This is a genomic window from Sphingopyxis sp., from assembly GCF_025869345.1.
Classification (GTDB): domain Bacteria; phylum Pseudomonadota; class Alphaproteobacteria; order Sphingomonadales; family Sphingomonadaceae; genus Sphingopyxis.
Map to the genome: position 1 here is coordinate 1 of NZ_JAOZVW010000063.1, position 16,753 is coordinate 16,753.

At 68.8% G+C, this 16,753-nt stretch carries 15 protein-coding genes; 11 read left to right on the forward strand and 4 right to left on the reverse strand.

The genetic code is table 11. The features are described from left to right. Window positions 1-86 precede the first annotated feature (86 nt). The 4 genes from OJI97_RS06780 to OJI97_RS06795 form a co-directional block, all read right to left on the reverse strand. Complete coding sequence (locus OJI97_RS06780) at window positions 87-875, reverse strand: hydrolase 1, exosortase A system-associated (RefSeq protein WP_297662298.1); 789 nt, start codon at window positions 873-875, stop codon at window positions 87-89. Next, window positions 860-1,528, reverse strand: a complete 669-nt coding sequence (locus tag OJI97_RS06785) for a hypothetical protein (protein ID WP_297662299.1) — start codon at window positions 1,526-1,528, stop codon at window positions 860-862. Before OJI97_RS06785 ends, OJI97_RS06780 begins: the two co-directional genes overlap by 16 nt. A gap of 125 nt (window positions 1,529-1,653) precedes the next feature. Further along, complete coding sequence (locus OJI97_RS06790; protein ID WP_297662300.1) at window positions 1,654-1,914, reverse strand: acyl carrier protein; 261 nt, start codon at window positions 1,912-1,914, stop codon at window positions 1,654-1,656. Further along, window positions 1,911-2,927 carry a GNAT family N-acetyltransferase gene (locus tag OJI97_RS06795; RefSeq protein ID WP_297662301.1) on the reverse strand — a complete coding sequence of 339 codons (1,017 nt, stop codon included), beginning with the start codon at window positions 2,925-2,927 and terminating at the stop codon, window positions 1,911-1,913. The genes OJI97_RS06790 and OJI97_RS06795 overlap by 4 nt, the downstream gene beginning before the upstream one ends. 35 nt (window positions 2,928-2,962) lie before the next feature. Between OJI97_RS06795 and OJI97_RS06800 the strand changes: the two genes are divergently transcribed. From OJI97_RS06800 to xrtA, 11 genes are all read left to right on the forward strand, one after another. Beyond that, the gene (locus OJI97_RS06800; RefSeq protein WP_297662302.1) at window positions 2,963-4,486 is read left to right on the forward strand and encodes an acyl-CoA ligase (AMP-forming), exosortase A system-associated; all 1,524 of its coding nucleotides are present in this window, start codon (window positions 2,963-2,965) and stop codon (window positions 4,484-4,486) included. Continuing rightward, entirely contained in the window at window positions 4,483-5,712 is a 1,230-nt protein-coding gene (locus tag OJI97_RS06805; RefSeq protein WP_297662303.1) for a pyridoxal-dependent decarboxylase, exosortase A system-associated, read from the forward strand. Before OJI97_RS06800 ends, OJI97_RS06805 begins: the two co-directional genes overlap by 4 nt. A gap of 183 nt (window positions 5,713-5,895) precedes the next feature. Continuing rightward, window positions 5,896-6,552: an XrtA/PEP-CTERM system exopolysaccharide export protein gene (locus OJI97_RS06810; RefSeq protein WP_297662304.1), complete on the forward strand. Its 657-nt coding sequence runs from the start codon at window positions 5,896-5,898 to the stop codon at window positions 6,550-6,552. 52 nt (window positions 6,553-6,604) lie between these two features. Then, a complete protein-coding gene (locus OJI97_RS06815) occupies window positions 6,605-8,143 on the forward strand; it encodes an XrtA system polysaccharide chain length determinant (RefSeq protein WP_297662305.1) in 1,539 nt (512 codons plus the stop codon). Window positions 8,144-8,157: 14 nt separating this feature from the next. Then, complete coding sequence (locus tag OJI97_RS06820; RefSeq protein ID WP_297662306.1) at window positions 8,158-9,189, forward strand: AAA family ATPase; 1,032 nt, start codon at window positions 8,158-8,160, stop codon at window positions 9,187-9,189. Beyond that, window positions 9,186-10,910 carry a hypothetical protein gene (locus OJI97_RS06825; RefSeq protein ID WP_297662307.1) on the forward strand — a complete coding sequence of 575 codons (1,725 nt, stop codon included), beginning with the start codon at window positions 9,186-9,188 and terminating at the stop codon, window positions 10,908-10,910. The genes OJI97_RS06820 and OJI97_RS06825 overlap by 4 nt, the downstream gene beginning before the upstream one ends. 13 nt (window positions 10,911-10,923) lie before the next feature. Then, window positions 10,924-12,093: an XrtA/PEP-CTERM system-associated ATPase gene (locus OJI97_RS06830; protein ID WP_297662308.1), complete on the forward strand. Its 1,170-nt coding sequence runs from the start codon at window positions 10,924-10,926 to the stop codon at window positions 12,091-12,093. A gap of 45 nt (window positions 12,094-12,138) precedes the next feature. After that, window positions 12,139-12,999: an XrtA system polysaccharide deacetylase gene (locus OJI97_RS06835; RefSeq protein ID WP_297662309.1), complete on the forward strand. Its 861-nt coding sequence runs from the start codon at window positions 12,139-12,141 to the stop codon at window positions 12,997-12,999. Between the two features lie 17 nt (window positions 13,000-13,016). After that, entirely contained in the window at window positions 13,017-14,063 is a 1,047-nt protein-coding gene (locus OJI97_RS06840) for a FemAB family XrtA/PEP-CTERM system-associated protein (RefSeq protein WP_297662340.1), read from the forward strand. After that, the gene (locus OJI97_RS06845; RefSeq protein ID WP_297662310.1) at window positions 14,063-15,268 is read left to right on the forward strand and encodes a TIGR03087 family PEP-CTERM/XrtA system glycosyltransferase; all 1,206 of its coding nucleotides are present in this window, start codon (window positions 14,063-14,065) and stop codon (window positions 15,266-15,268) included. The genes OJI97_RS06840 and OJI97_RS06845 overlap by 1 nt, the downstream gene beginning before the upstream one ends. Further along, window positions 15,265-16,743: an exosortase A gene (xrtA, locus tag OJI97_RS06850; RefSeq protein WP_297662311.1), complete on the forward strand. Its 1,479-nt coding sequence runs from the start codon at window positions 15,265-15,267 to the stop codon at window positions 16,741-16,743. Before OJI97_RS06845 ends, xrtA begins: the two co-directional genes overlap by 4 nt. Window positions 16,744-16,753 lie beyond the last annotated feature (10 nt).

A 16,753-nucleotide genomic window follows, 5' to 3' on the forward strand; every position in this document is an offset into this window, starting at 1 on the left:
GTGGGGTCAGCCGACGCATGCTCTGGGTTCCCGCTTTCGCGGGAATGACGAAGATGGGGAATGGTCGCTTCCCCACCCCGACACCGTCAGCCCAGTCTTTCCAATATCCGCGCCGCCAACCAATCGGCGTCCGCACCGGCGAAGCTGTGCGAGCCGCTGTCCAGACGTTCGACCTTTATGTCGCCCGGCCGGCAAGCCTCCGCAAACGCCTGCGCGGTGCGGTCGCCGGTTGCGAGGAGGATCGTCGCGGGGCAGGGCAGCGCCGCCATCGCTTGGTCGAGGCGCGCGGGCAGGCTGTCCGGTGCGGCGGGCGGCTTCGCTTTGCCGAGCGCCGACAGCCCGCGCAGCAATTTGCGGACATCGATCTCGCCCTTGAGCAAGCGGAGCAGGCTTTTCGGGTCTTTCAGCCGCGCCAGATAGCGCGCGCGGATCGCGGCCGCGGGGGGCAGCGCGGGTTCGTCCGCTTCTGCCTCCTCCTCCTCATAGGTCCACGGATTGGCGAGGATCAGCCCGTCCAGCGGCAGCGGTTGATGCAGCAGCAGGGCGCTCGCCGCGTCGCAATTGCCGAAGGCGATGATACGCTCGACATGCGGCGCGGCCGCGCGGAAGGCGGCGATGGCGGCGGCGATGTCGGGACCGCTGCTGGTATAGCCGCCGTTCGCGCCTTCGCTGTCGCCGATCCCGCGGCGGTCGAAGCGGAAGACCGGATGCCCCGCGGCCGCGATGCGCTGCGCGAGCGCCGCCATGCCGCGATGCGCGCCGCTGCGGATCTCGTTGCCGCCCGAGACGATCAGCAACCCCGTCGCGCCCGGTGCCTCGTCGAGGCTCGCGGCGAGCGTATCGCCTTCGCAGGTGAAGGTCAGATGATGCCGCATGTCTGGCTCCATGCGATGATATCGGCGGCGATCGCGGCCGCCATGGCGGCATCCTCACCGGGCTCGGCGCGCAGCCAGAGCGGGGTGCCGGCGATGCCATCGGCGCCGAGACCGACGCTGCGCAGCGGCTCGACCGGCTGCGCCTCGGCGGTGCCGAGCTGCGCGATCATGGCGGGCGACAGGGCATTGCCCGCGAGCAGCAGCGGTGCGGTTCTGGCCGCCTCTTGCAGGCTGTCCAGCGACGACAGGATTCCGGCTTCGCGATCGGCGGCGACGCGCGCGCGCATCATCGTGCGGAGCAGCGACGCGCCGCCCACCGGCGCGAGGCGCCACCAGGCAGCGGCCTTGGCGCGATGGTCGATCAGCGCGCCGCCGCGGATCGCGGCGATGATGACGGGACCGACGATGCTTGCCGCGATGTCGGCGAGCGCCTCCCGCCACCGTTCCAGATCGACGTCTTCGAGCGCGACGAGGCTTTCATTCTGCCCGGGCAGGTCGGGCAGGACCGCCGCGAAACCGTCCGCCGTCAGCGCGCGCATCGCGAGCACCAGCGTGCGGCGCAGCCGGTTCGCTTCGTCGAACAGCGGGGGGACGAGCAGCACGGTGGCGCGGTGGGCGCCCGCGGGGGCGAGGCGGAACTGGTGTTCGGCCATCGCTCAGGTAAACCGCGTGTCCCCGCGAAGGCGGGGACCCATTATCTGCGGGTTCGAGATCGCGCCGACCGGAGATGGACCTCCGCCTTCGCGGGGGAACACGGCAGATGGGCTGGCGCTGATTGTCAACCGGCCACCTTGCGCTGCGAGAAAGCCAGCAGATGACCGTAGGTTTCGAAAATTTCGCCATCGATCTCGTCGTCGTCGATGGTGATGCCGAGCCGGTCCTCCATTTCGGTGAGGACGGTTGCGACCGCCATCGAATCGAATTCGGGTAGCTCGCCGAACAGGCCGCTGTCGCCGGTCAGCGCGGCGGCGCGTTCCTCGCCGAGGCCGAGCACGTCGGCGAGCAGGGCGCGGAGGGTGGCGTCGACGGTATCGGTCATGTGTCTTTCCTGATGAGCGAACGCGCAAAGGCTTTGCACGCCGGTCCCCATGCCGCGATGCGCGCCGGATTGAAAGCCTCGATGCGCCACAGCGGGTCGTGGCGGTTCATCCAGTCGCGCTTGTAGGCGTCGTTGCCGGTGCCGAAATCGACCCGCGCCACTTCGTCGACCTCGATGACATGGCGGAACAGCGCCGCCGACAGCAGGGTGCCGGGCGACGCCTTCAGACTATCCTCGACATGCGCGAGCTTGTGGATGAAGGCGGTGCCGTCCTCGACGGTCCAATACTGCGCCGCGACGGGCCGCCCCTCGATGCGGGCGAGCCCCATGCGCAAGGTGCCGCGTGCCGATTCGCCCTCGGCAAAGGCGCGAAGCAGCGCGGGATCGCCCTCTTCGGGCTTCCAGCTCGCGGCGTAAATGGCTTCATAGGCGGCCCAGGCGTCGGCGTCGAAGCGGGTGAAAAGCGCAATGTCGACGACGCCCTTCTTTGCCTTGCGCTTGACCGTGCTGCGGAGCGCGCCGGGGCGGCTCTCCCACCAAGCATCATGGTCCGTCCCTGCAAGGTCGAGCCAGTGGCGGTCGCCCGCGGGCGTCGCCCGGACCCACCAGCCCGCCTTGCGGAGCGCAATGGCGAGGTCGCCGGGCAGGTCGTCCATCTCGGGCACCGGATAGAGCGTCAGGCGCGCGGCGCGGCGCTTCAGCCGCGCGAACAGGTCGCTGAGCGCCCCGCCGCGTTCGCCGGGATGCGCCGGGCCGACGTAGAGCGGCCGGATACCGAAGCTGTACCAGCAGGTCAGCCCCGAAAAATGACCCGGCTTTTCAAGGCGCAGCGGCAGCCATGCGTTGACCGCCCCGCAGTCGCCGCGCGCGTCGTCGCGGCCTTGGCCCGCGAAGCCATGCGCCGCGAGCAGGTCGAACCACTCGGCGCGGTCGAAGGGCGAGGCAAAGCCCGCCGCGCGCGCTGTGGCGGGCAGCAGGACATTATTAGCGTGATCTTCACCGTTCCCTTGCATGACCCAGCGCTCTATCACCTAGCTCCTAACAGCCGATGACCATGATACAAAATCCGCCGTCGCGTCCGATCGACCATCTCGTCCGTTTTGGCGCCGCCGACGCGCCTGCGCTGCTGACCGGCGACCGGGTGACGAGCTATGCCGATCTCGATGCCGGGGTCGGACGGCTCGCGGCGTGGCTGCTCGATCAGGCGGGCGGCCCCGGCGAGCGCGTCGCGAGCTGGGGCGCGAAGAGTCGCGCAACCTGCCTGATGCCGCTCGCCGCGGCGCGCGGGGGGCTGATCCATGTGCCCGTCAACCCGCTGCTGAAAGGACCGCAGGTCGCGCATATATTGGCCGACAGCGGCGCGGTGCTGCTCGTCACCAACGGCTCGCGCGCCGACATGCTCGGCGATGGCCGCCCCGACGCTTGCGCGGTGCGCGATCTCAAGGTCGCTGAAGAGGTAATCGATTCGGGCGGCGACGGCCTGCCGCTTTCGGTCGCCGAGCCCGACGACCTCGCCGCCATCCTCTATACCAGCGGCTCGACCGGGCGCCCCAAGGGGGTGATGCTCAGCCATGCGAACCTGTGGCTCGGCGCCGAAAGCGTCGCCTCCTATCTGAAACTTTCGTCCCATGACCGCGTGCTCGGCGTGCTGCCGCTCAGCTTCGATTATGGGCAGAACCAGCTTTTGTCCGCGTGGCACGCGGGCGCGGCGGTCGCGCCGCTCGATTATCTGACCGCGCGCGACGTGGTGAAGGCGGTCGCGCGGCACCGGATCACGACGCTGGCGGGGGTGCCGCCCCTCTGGGTGCAACTGGTCGAAAGCGACTGGCCGGCCGAGACGGCGGCGCTGCTCGAACGGCTGACCAACAGCGGCGGCGCGCTGACCCCCTCGCTGATCGACGCGATGCGCGGCACCTTTCCGAACGCCGCCATTTATCCGATGTATGGGCTGACCGAGGCCTTTCGTTCGACTTACCTCGACCCCGCACTGGTGGCGACGCATCCGACCTCGATGGGGCGCGCGATCCCGCACGCCGAAATCCTCGTCTGCCGCCCCGACGGCAGCATCGCTGACGATGACGAGCCCGGCGAGCTTGTTCATTGCGGGCCGCTTGTCGCCAAAGGCTATTGGCGCGATGCCGAGCGCACCGCCGAACGCTTCAAACCCGCCCCGGCGGCGTCGCGCTATGGCGGGACTGCGGTCTGGTCGGGCGACACGGTGCGGCGCGATGCCGAGGGTCTTCTGACGTTCGTCGGCCGCGACGACGCGATGATCAAGACCGCGGGCAACCGCGTCAGCCCGACCGAGGTCGAGGATGCCGCCGTCGCGTCGGGCCTGATCTACGAAGCGGTCGCCTTCGGCGTCCCCGACGCGCGCCTCGGCGCCGCGATCGTGCTGATCGTGCGGGGGAAGGGGGCGCGCGACGAGGCGGGGCTGGCGGCGTATCTTCGCCAGACTCTCCCCAATTTCATGCAGCCGCAAGCTGTCGAATGGCGCGACGCCTTGCCGCGCAATCCCAACGGCAAGCTCGACCGGGTGGCGATCGCCGCCGACTGGAAGGTGACGGCATGAAACCGCACGGCCCGATCCCGCCCGCCTTTCGCGCCGATGCGAGCGGCATGTTGCTGATCGGCGGCGACCGCGCCGAAGCGCTTGCCGATGCGGCGGGCGATACGCCGCTGTTCGTCTATGACAGCGCGATGCTGACCGCGCGCGTCGCGGAGTGGCGTGCCGCGATGCCGAAGCAGGTCCAGCTTCATTATGCGATGAAGGCGAACCCCTATGCGCCGCTGCTCGCCTTGATGGCGGGGCTGGTCGACGGGTTCGACGTCGCCTCGGGCGGCGAGCTCAAGGCGGCGCTGGCGAGCGGGATGGCGGCGGCGCACATCAGTTTCGCGGGGCCGGGCAAGCGCGACCGCGAACTCGAAGCGGCGATCACGGCGGGCGCGACGCTCAACCTGGAGTCGATGGGCGAAGGTGAGCGGGCGCTTTCGATTGCCGAGCGGCTCGGCGTCGTCCCGCGCCTCGCGGTGCGGGTCAATCCCGATTTCGACCTCAAGGGATCGGGGATGAAGATGGGCGGCGGCGCCAAGCCCTTCGGGGTCGATGCCGCCGCGGTTCCGGCGCTGGTGCGCCGCCTGATCGACGCCGGCGCCGACTGGCGCGGCTTTCATATTTTCGCGGGATCGCAGGCGCTTGACGCCACCGCCATCGCCGACACGCAGGCGCAGACGGTGACGCTCGCGGCGCGGCTGGCGAACGACATCGGCGCGCCGCCCCCGCTCGTCAATCTGGGCGGCGGGATGGGCGTGCCCTATTTTCCCGGCGATACGGCGGTCGATGCCGCGGCGGTCGGCGCGGCGCTGGCGGAGACGCTCGGCGACCGCGATCCGGTTCTGGCGAATAGCGGTTTCGCGATGGAACTCGGGCGCTGGCTCGTCGCCGAGGCCGGGGTCTATCTGACCCGTATCGTCGATCGCAAGACCAGCCATGGCGAGACCTTCCTCGTCACCGACGGCGGGCTACACCACCAACTCGCCGCGAGCGGCAATTTCGGCACCGTGATCCGGCGCAACTATCCGATTGCGGTGGCAAGCCGCTTTGGCGAAGCGCCCGCGGAGACGGTGTCGGTGGTCGGCTGCCTCTGCACCCCGCTCGACCGGCTCGGCGATCAGGTGGCGCTGCCGCGCGCCGATGTCGGTGATCTTGTTGCGATTTTTCAGGCGGGGGCTTATGGAGCGACCGCGAGTCCAGCGGCCTTTCTGGGACAGGGACCGGCGCAGGAAATGCTCGTCTGAACCGCCGGCACGGTTAATTTCTGTGCCAAGGCGGCACAAGGTTCGACGAGCGCGGTGCGAACTTATCCCAATACTAACGGTATGTTCACCCTTTCCGAGCAATGGCTGACCCTGACGCAAAGGCTGTTGTCGCGGCATATGGAGCCTGCGCAGGGCCGCGGCCGCTCGAAAGGTGATTTGAATATGATGTCCTTCCCCCTGCTTCGCGCCGCCAAGGCGGCGCTTGTTTCGGGCATCGCCGCCACCGCGCTGACCGGCTGCATGGGTGCGGGCGGCGCCGCGCCGCAACTGCCGAGCGCCAATTTCGTCGCGAATCAGGAAGGGCCGGGCGAGGAATATATCATCGGCCCGCTCGACGAGCTTCAGATCTTCGTGTGGCGCAATCCCGAACTGGGCGGCAAGGTGCAGGTCCGCCCCGACGGCCGCATCACCACGCCGCTGATCACCGACATGCCCGCGGTCGGCAAGACGCCGACGATGCTGCAGCAGGACATCAAGCTCCAGCTCAGCCAGTATATCACCGACCCGATCGTCAGCGTGATCGTCACCAGCTTCAACAGCACTTTCTCGCAGCAGGTGCGCATCGTCGGCGCGACCGAAAAGCCCGCGTCGATCCCATTCCGCGCCAACATGACCGTGCTCGACGCGATGATCGCGGTCGGCGGCCTCGGCGAATATGCCGCGGGCAACAAGGCGCGGCTCGTCCGGTTCGACAAGGGCACGGGCAAGCAGCACGAATATGCGCTGCGCCTCAACGACCTGATCAAACGCGGCGACATCAAGGCGAATGTCCGGTTGCAGCCGGGCGACGTCATCATCATCCCCGAAAGCATGTTCTGACGCGGAGCCAGAACTCCGCACGATGCCGATTGCCAAGGATTGAAACCAGACGATGAACGGCCTTTACGACGAAATCCGGGTGATGGTGCACAGCGTCTGGACGCGGCGCTGGCTGGTGCTGGGCGTCGCATGGGGCATCTGCATCCTCGGCTGGCTGGCGGTCGCGTCGATCCCGAACCGCTATGACAGCCGCGCGCGGCTGCTCGTCGAGGTCAACCAGATCCTGCCCGACGATGCCGGCGGCAGCCCCTATTCGGGCGCCCGGCAGATCGACCAGATTCGCGAAACGCTGACCAGCGCGCGCAACCTTGAAAAGGTCGCGTTGACGACGGGTCTGATCGGTGCCGACGCCGGCGAGCGCGACAAGGCGGGCGCCGTCGCGATGCTGCAAAAGAATATCAAGGTCGTCCCGCAGCAGCAGAATATCTTCGAGATCACTTCGTCGGTCGGGGTCGGCAGCCTGTCCGACGCCGACAATGCGAAGCTGGCGTCGGGCGTGCTCGACAGCCTGATCACCGTGTTCCGCGACGATCAGCTTCGCGGCGGGCGTATGGACGCGCGCGAGGGGCTGAAATTCCTCGATGCGCAGATTGCCGATCGCGAAAAGGGGCTGCGCGAGGTCGAGGCGCGCCGCGGCGCGTTCGAGGCGCAGAATATCGGGCTGATTCCCGGCGGCAGCGGCTCGCCCGCGCAGCGTGTCGATGCCGCGCGCGCCGAACTCAGCCAGATCGATTCGCAGCTCGTCTCGGCGCAGGCGCAGCTCGCGGCGGCGAATGGACAGCTTTCGGCGACCCCCGCCACGGTGCCGGGCGTCGGCGGTGTCGGCGGCGGCGTCGCGCGTCAGCAGCTTGCCGGGGCGCAGAACGAACTTGCGTCGATGCGCGCGCGCGGCCTGACCGACGCGCACCCCGACGTGATCGCGCTCAAGAGCCAGATCGCCTCGCTGAAGGCGATGGCCGACCGCGAAGGTAGCGGCGGCGGTGGCGGCGGGATGCAGAACCCCGCCTATGCCTCGCTCGCCGCGATGCGTGCCGATCGCCAGGCGACGGTCAGCGCGCTGTCGGCGCGCAAGACGCAGCTGATGGGCGATATTGCGAAGATCACTTCGCAGCAGATCCAGAACCCCGGCATCGCGGCCGAATATGACCGGATCAACGGCGAATATACCGCGCTGAAGGCGCAATATGACAAGCTGCTCGCGCAGCGCGAGCAGGTGCGGCTGCGCGGTGAGGTGCAGACCGAAACCGACGCGATCAAGGTCGAACTGCTCGACCCGCCGACGAAGCCGACGAGCCCGGCGGCGCCGAACCGGCCGCTGTTCCTGACGCTCGTCCTCCTCGCGGGGGTCGGCGGCGGTATCGGCGCGGCCTTTGCCCTGTCGCAGGTGCGCGCCAGTTATGCGACCGCGGCGAAGCTCGAACGCGCGAGCGGGCTGCCGGTGATCGGATCGATCACCGAGGTGGTGACGCCCGACCGCCATGTCGAGCGGCGCAAGCGGCTCGTCTGGCTCGGCGGCGGCGCGGCGGCGCTCGTCGGCCTCTATGCGCTGTTGCTGATCGCCGAATTTGTCCAACGCGGCATGGTCGCGTGAGCGGGGAAGACGACATGAACGATCAACGCCCCGTCAAGCGCCCCCCTTCGCTGCTCGAACGCGCCGCCGACATGTTCGGTCTCGACCCCGCGAAGAATGCGGCGACGATCGACGTCTCCAAGCTGCCGCCCGAGCCCGAGAAAAAGGCGAAGAAGGCCAAGGCGAAGGAAGCGCCTGCCGACGTGCTGCCGCCCGAGGCGCCGGTGGTCGAGGCCGCGCCCGCGGTCGAGCCCGCGCCTGCGAAGCCGTCGCCGCGCAAGGAGATCGCCAGGGCCGCGCCCGCGATCGTGCCGAACCGTCAGGGCACGATCGACCGCGAGCGTCTCGCGGAGCGCGGCATGGTCGTCCCCGGCGCGCCGGTGACCGGCATCGCCGAGGAATATCGCATCGTGAAGCGCGAGATCATCCGCAATTTCGCGGGCACCGCGAACCGCCCGGTCGTGCCGCGCGGCCACCGCGTGCTGATCGCCTCGGCCAATCCGGGCGAGGGCAAGACCTTCACCGCGGTCAACCTCGCGCTCAGCCTCGCGGTCGAGGCCGATCACGACGTGCTGCTGATCGACGCCGACATCGCGAAGCCGAGCGTGCTGGAAACGCTGGGGCTGAAGGAGGGGCTCGAGAATGGTCCGGGCCTGATGGACGCGCTCGCCGACCCGCATCTGGCCCTGGGCGACTGCCTGATCCAGACCGACATTCCGGGGCTCAAGGTCATGCCCGCGGGCGCGCAGCATATGCACGACACCGAACTGCTCGCCTCCGCGCGCACCGAGACGCTGCTCGCGCAGCTCGAGGCGGGGGCGCCGGGGCGCATCGTCATCCTCGATTCGCCGCCGGTGCTCGCTGCCTCGCCCGCGGCGGTGCTCGCGGGGCATGTCGGCCAGCTCATCATGGTGGTGCGCGCCGACCAGACGCTCGAATCCGCGCTGCGCGACGCGATCGGCCTGATGGGCGCCTGCCCGCATATCCAGTTGTTGCTCAACGGCGTGAAATTCTCGCCGGGCGGCCGCCGCTTCGGCACCTATTATGGACAAGGAGGCGCGTCATGATGCGCACCAGTCTCAAGCTGCGCCGCGGGGCGGCGTTCGCGGCGCTGCTGCTCGCCGGAACGGCGACGGGCGCGCAGGCGCAATTTTCGGGCGATCCGGGCGCGGGCGGCGGGGACACGCCTGCCGCGGGCAGCGCGCTGGCGCCGGATTCGGGCACTGGCCGCCAGGGCAAGCGCGGCGAGCGTCAGCAGAAAAAGCGCCAGGTTGCCGTCACCCCCTATCTCGAAGTCGGGCAGGTCCTGTCCGCCGACCTCAAGAACGGCGGCGACGTGCTGACCTATACGACCGTTGCGGCGGGGGTCGATGCGTCGATCGTCACGCGCCGCGCCGAACTCGCGGGCACGCTCCGCTACGAGCATCGCTTCGGCGAGTCGGGCGGGCTGAGCGACGGCGACATCATCAGCGGCCTTGCGCGCGGGCGGCTCGAAGTATCGCGCGGTTTCAACCTCGAGGCCGGGGCGCTCGCGACGCGGACCAGCGTCGACGGGCGGGGCGCCGACGGGCTGTTCATCGGCCGCGCGAGCAACGCCGCCGACCTTTATTCCGTCTATGCCGGTCCGACGCTGGCGCAGCGCATCGGCGGGCTCGACGTCGGGGCGGGCTATCGCTTCGGCTATACGAAGATCGACGTCGGCTCGGCGCCGCTGCTCGGGCCCGGCGCTGCGGCGCAGGACGTCTTCGACAGCTCGACCAACCATGTCGCCTGGGCGAGCATCGGCCAGCGTCCCGGCGATCTGCCCTTCGGCTGGCAGGTGTCGGGCGGCTATGAGCGCGAGGATGCGAGCCAGCTCGACCAGCGATTCGAGGGCAAATATGCCCGCGCCGACGTCACCGTGCCGATCGGTCCGACCGTCGCGCTGCTCGGCGGCGTCGGCTATGAAGATATCGAAATCGGCCAGCGCAGCCCGGTTCTCGATCAGAACGGCGCGCCGGTGCGCGATGCATCGGGCCGCTTCGTCACCGACAAATCGGCGCCGCGCCAGCTTTCCTTCGACACCGACGGGCTGATCTGGGACGCCGGGGTGATGTGGCAGCCGAGCCGCCGCACCTCGCTGACCGCGAAGGTCGGCCGCCGCTATGGCGACACCATCTATACGGGCAGCCTGACCTATCGCCCCGACCATGCCACGCTGTTGCAGGTCGGCGTCTATGACGGGCTGTCGAGCCTCGGCCGCGGCATGTCGGGCGGGCTGTCGGCGCTGCCGACGCAATTCGACCCGACGCGCAATCCGATCAGCGGCGATGTCGATACCTGTGTCTTCGGACAGGGAACGGGCGGCTGTCTCAACGGCCAGATCGGCAATGCCGGGGCGTTCCAATATCGCAATAGCGGCGTTCAGGCCGTGCTGTCATCGCGCTACGGACGTTGGGCCTATGGCGTCGGGCTTGGCTATGATCGCCGCCGCCTGCTCGTGCCGCGCGGCTCGGTTCTTGCCAATCTCGACGGCGTGACCGACGAAAACTATTATCTGTTCCTGAGTGCGGGGCGTCCGCTGGGCGCCGCTGCCGACATCAGCATCACCGGCTATCTCAGCTATTTCGACAATGGCGCCCCCGGAGCGAGCGACGTTCAGTCGGCGGGACTTACGGCCTCCTATTCGCAGCGCTTCTGGCGCGGGCTGACCGGGACCGCCGCTGCGTCGATCAATGCCTTCGACCAGGACGGCTTTAACAGCGAGCTTATCGGTTCAGCCCTGGTGGGCCTGCGCTACAACTTCTGATCGGGGAATTTCGATGTACGATCAATATTATGGTTTCACCGGTCGTCCGTTCCAGCTGACGCCCGACCCGGCTTTCTATTTCGAGAGCGGCACCCACCGCAAGGCGATGTCCTACCTCGGCTACGGCCTTGCGCAGGGCGAGGGTTTCATCGTCATCACCGGCGACGTCGGCGCGGGCAAGACGACGCTGGTCGGGCATCTGATGAACACGATCGACCCCAATCGCCTGACCGCGGTCAAGCTGGTGTCGACGCAGGTCGAGGGCGACGACCTGCTCCGCCTCGTCGCCGAACAGTTCGCGATCGAATGGGAAGGGCAGAGCAAGGCCGAACTGCTGCGCGCGATCGAACAATATCTGCGCGAACAGGCGCGCGCCGGCCGCCGCACGCTGCTGATCGTCGACGAGGGGCAGAATCTCGCCATCTCGGCGCTCGAAGAACTCCGGATGCTGTCGAACTTCCAGCTCGGCGACCATTCGCTCCTGCAGATATTCCTGCTCGGCCAGCCCGAGTTTCGCCAGACGCTCTTCCACACACCCGCGCTCGAACAACTTCGCCAGCGCGTGATCGCGACGCACCACCTCGACCCGATGGAGCCCGAGGAGGTCGAACCCTATATCCTCCACCGCCTCAAGAAAGTCGGCTGGACGGGCAACCCCAGCTTCGCGCCCGAAGCGTTCGAGCTGATCTTCGATTATAGCGACGGCGTGCCGCGCAAGCTCAACGTGCTGGTCAGCCGCCTGCTGCTGTTCGGCGCGGTCGAGGAACTGCACCGTATCTCGGCGCAGCACGTCCGCAACGTCATCGCCGAGGTCGAGGCCGACCGCGGCATCGACGAGGCGAGCCTCGCGCCGCTGCCGGTCGAGGAGGTCGTCGCCCACGCGGCCGCCGCGACCGCGCCGCTCGACTGGCCGGCGCCCGCCGAAGCCGCGGATGATCGTCCTCCTTTCGCGGCGCCGGTCGAGTCCGTTGCCGAGCCTGCCGAAGCCGCGTCGGCTGTTCCGGTGCCGCCGGTCGACGACGCGCAAATCGACGCGCTCAAGGCGCAGATCGCCAGCCTCGAGGCGCGTCTCGTCGAACAGGACGCCGCGCTCCGCCGCGTGCTCGACCTGCTGATCGAATGGGTCGAGCGCGATCCCGAAAATTCGCCCAACCCTGCCCGGTCGGAAGTGTGGGCCGCGTGACGTGCTGAGCATCATCGGCTAAGATGCTGATGAAGGTGAGGGAAAATGCAGAACGGCCTGTCGGTCGATGTCGAGGACTGGTTCCAGGTCGGCGCCTTTGAGCGCACGATCGACCGCGCCGACTGGCCGGCGCTCGAATGCCGGGTCGAGGCGAATTGCGACGCGGTGCTGCAGATCTTCGCCGATGCGGGCGCGAAGGGCACTTTCTTCACGCTGGGCTGGGTGGCGGAGCGCTATCCGGCGCTGATCCGGCGGATCGTCGATGCGGGGCACGAACTGGCGAGCCATGGCTATGACCATAAGCGCGTGTTCCAGATGACCGCCGAGGCGTTCGCCGCCGACCTCCAGAAGACGCGGGCGATCCTCGAAGATCTCGGCGGTGTTGCCATCCGCGGCTATCGCGCGCCGAGCTTCTCGATCGATACGCGCACGCCTTGGGCGCATCCGGTGCTTGCCGAGCAGGGCTATGCCTATTCGTCGAGCGTCGCGCCCGTGGTGCACGACCATTATGGCTGGCCGCAAAGCCCGCGCCATGTCTGGCGACCGGTGGCGGGCAGCGATCTCGTCGAATGGCCGGTGACGACTGCGCGGTTTGCAGGGCGCACGCTGGCGGCGGGCGGCGGTGGGTTCATGCGCCTGCTTCCATACGCTTTCACGCGCTGGGCGATCGCGCGGATGAACGAAGAGGGGCATCCGGCGATCCTCTATTTTCATCCGTGGGAGATCGATCCCGGCCAGCCGCGCGTCGCCGATGCGCCGGTCAGGTCGAAGCTCCGCCATTACAGCGGTCTGTCGGCGATGGCGGGCAAGTTGAAGAAATTGCTTGTCGATTTCGAGTGGACCCGCGCCGATGCGCTGCTCCCCGCGCAGCAGGATCGCGCGCAGCCGTGGCGCGCCGCGGCGTGAACGCGCCGGCGCATCCGGTGACGCGGGGGCTGTCGGTCGCGCCGCTGGACGATGCGGCGGCGTGGGATGCCTATGTCGCGGCGCATCCCGGCGCTACGCCCTTCCATGCCCGCGCATGGTGCGAAGCGATCACCAAGGCGACGGGGCACAGATGCCATCTGCTCGCGGCCCAAGATGCGGCGGGCGCCGTCGTCGGCCTGCTGCCGCTTCACCATATCCAATCGCCGCTGTTCGGGCAGGCGCTCGTCGCGACCGGCTTTGCCGTCGACGGCGGGCTGCTCGCCGACAGCGAGGCGGCGGCGGACGCGCTTGCCGATGCGGCCGCATCGCTTGCTGCATCGCTCGGCGTTCCGTCGGTCGAACTGCGCGGGGGGGCGCTGCCCGCTGGTTCGGGCTGGCGGGTCGAGGAAGGCGTCTACGCCGGTTTCGCGCGCGACCTCGCCGTCGATGACGAGGCCGAACTGCTCGCCGTTCCGCGCAAGCAGCGTGCCGAGGTGCGCAAGGCGCTCGAAAGCGGGCTGAGCGTGACGACGGGCCGCGGCGTCGCCGAGCGCCGCGACCATTATCGCATCTATGCGACGAGCGTCCGCAATCTCGGCACGCCGGTGTTTCCGAAGGCGCTGTTCGACGCGGTGCTTGATGCCTTCGGCGACGATGCCGACATCTTGACCGTGCGCGACGGCGGGAAGCCGGTGGCGAGCGTGCTCAGCCTCTATTGGCGCGGCACGGTGATGCCCTATTGGGGTGGCGGCACCGCCGAGGCGCGGGGCCTGCGCGCCAACGAACGCATGTATTTCGCGCTGATGCTGCACGCGCGGGCGAAAGGCTGCACGCGCTTCGACTTCGGGCGTTCGAAGGTCGGCACCGGCCCCTTTGCCTATAAGAAGAATTGGGGCTTCGAGCCACGCCCGCTTGTCTATGCGCGCTGGCTCGCGCCGGGCGAAACGCCGCGCGACACCAATCCCAACAGCGCCAAATATAGGCTGCAAGTCGATCTCTGGAAGAAACTGCCGCTGTGGGCGGCGAACCGCATCGGCCCGCTGATCGCGCGCGGGCTGGGGTAATGGCCGAAATCTTGTTTCTGGTGCACCGCGCGCCATGGCCGCCCGATCGCGGTGATCGCATCCGCAGCTGGCATATGTTCGAGGCGCTGGCGAAGCTGGCGCCGGTCCACGTCGCCGCGCTCGCCGACACCGAAGCCGACGCAGCGGTCGCGCGCGCGAAAATGGCGCCGCTTTGCAAGAGCCTGTGCATCGAAGTGCGCAAGGTGTCGCGCCCCGCCGCGCTGGCGCAGGCGGTGCTGCGCGGCGAGCCGGTATCGAACCGGCTGTTCCGGAATGCCGCGCTCGCCGAGCATGTCGGGGCACTGCTGGCGCTCGGCACCGTCACCCATATCGTCGCCTTCTCGGGCCAGATGGCGCAATATCTGCCCGCGCGCTTCGACGGGCCGGTGATCATGGATTTCGTCGACGTCGATTCGGCGAAGTTCGCCACTTATGCGGAGCAGGACAAGCGCCAGCCGCTGAACTGGGTCCATGCACGCGAGGCGAAAAAACTCGCCGCGTTCGAGGCCGATGTCGCGCGCCGGGTCGATGCCAGCCTGTTCGTCAGCGAGGCCGAAGCGGCCTTGTTTCGCGAACGGAGCGGGCTCGGCGGCGATATCGTCTTCGCGGTCGAGAATGGCATCGACACCGATCGCTTCGACCCCGCGCTGGCGTTCGACAGGGTGGACGAGGGCGAAGGGCCGCTCGCGGTGTTCACCGGCCAGATGGACTATCGCCCGAACATCGACGCGGTGCAGTGGTTCGTGGCCGACATCTTCCCGCTCATCCGCAAGGCGCGTCCGGGCGCGCGCTTCGCGATCGTCGGCCGCGCCCCGCCTGAAGAGGTGCGTGCGCTGGCGGCGCTGCCCGGCGTGACCGTCACCGGCGAGGTGCCCGACGTTCGTCCGTGGCTCGCCGCCGCCGATGCCGTGGTCGCGCCGCTGCTGCTGGCGCGCGGGGTGCAGAACAAGCTGCTCGAAGCAATGGCGATGGCGCGGCCGGTGGTCGCGAGCGCCGCCGCCGCGACCGGAATCGACGCGGTGGACGGCGAACATCTGCTTGTCGCCGAAGATGCGACGGCCATGGCGGCAGCGATTGGGCGCCTGTTCGACGATCCGGCCGCGGCGGCCACGATGGGCAAGGCGGCGCGCGCGCGGATGATCGCGCGCTATGGCTGGGACGCCCGCCTCGCGCCGCTCGGCGCCTTGCTGGGGCTGGACGCGTGACGCGCTGGCAGCGGCATCTCGCGGCGCTGGCGGGCCTGTCGGCGGCGATCCTCGCGATCTTCCACGCCGATGCCGCCGACATGATCGGCATCTGGTGGCATAGTTCGACCTTCACCCACTGTCTGCTGATGGTGCCGATGATCGGCTGGCTGGTGTCGCAGCGCGTCGCGCCGCTGAGGCGGCTGACGCCGGCTTTCTGGTGGCCCGCGCTGGTGTGGATAGCGGGCGCGGGGCTGGTCTGGCTCGTCGGCGAGGCGGCGGGGGTCGGGCTGTTCCGCCAGCTCGCGCTGATCCTGATGCTGCAAGGGGCGGTCGGCGTGACGCTCGGCGAAAAGCTGGTGCGCGGGCTGCTCTTTCCGCTCGGCTATGCGCTGCTGCTCGTGCCGTTCGGCGAGGAACTGGTGCCTTTGCTCCAGACGCTCACCGCGCGGATCAGCATCGCGCTGCTCCACCTGTCGGGGCTTTCGGCCGAGATCGAGGGTGTGTTCATCACCACCCGCGCGGGCTTCTTCGAGGTGGCCGAGGCCTGCTCGGGGGTCAGTTTTCTGATGGCGATGCTCGCCTATGCGGTGTTCGCGGCGCACCTCTGTTTCCAAAGCTGGACGCGGCGGATCGTCTTCGTGGCGCTCGCGCTCGCGACGACGGTGCTCGCCAATGCGCTGCGTGCTTACGGCACGATGGTCGCCGCCGAAATCTGGGGGATCGAGCGCGCGGGCGGGATCGATCATGTCTTCTACGGCTGGTTCTTCTTCGGGTTTGTCATCCTGCTCGTGATGTTGATCGCGTGGCGCTGGTTCGACCGGCCCGCGAACGATGCTGCGGTCGATGTCGCGAGACTGGGCGGCCTGCCGCGTCATGCAGGACCGGCGAAGGCCGTGCTTCCCGCCGCGCTCGCGCTGCCCCTGCTCTTCGCCGCCTGGGGCTGGCTGATCGGCGGGCGCTCGGCGCCGCTGCCCGAAACCATGCCGATTGCGACCCCCGCCGGATGGGCGGCCACCGCGCCGGAGCAGGCGGCATGGATGCCGCGCTTCGACGGCGCCGACCAGCGGCAGGTGCGCGATTTCGCCGATGCGAAAGGGCGTCGCGTCACTGTCGCGATCGGCGGCTATGAACGGCAGGCCGAGGGGCGCGAGGTCGTCGCTTATGGTCAGGGCGCGGTCGATCCCGCCAGCAAATGGGCGTGGAGCGCGGCGCTGCCGCCGGTCGATGGCGGCAAGACCGACCGGCTGCTCCATCCCGGCCCGGTGCTGCGCGATGCCGCGACCTGGTATGTCGTCGATGGCTGTGCCACGGGCAGCCCGCGCGGCGCGAAACTCGCTGGTCTGAAAGCTCGGCTCTTCGGCGGCGATCCGCGCGCGCTGTCGCTGATCGTGTCGAGCGAGGAAGGGCAGGGCGGCCGCGATGCGATCATCGATTTCGTTTCCGCGTCGGGCGGAGCGCAGGCGATGGCTGACCGCGCGCTGAAACTGCGCTAAGGCCGCTTCC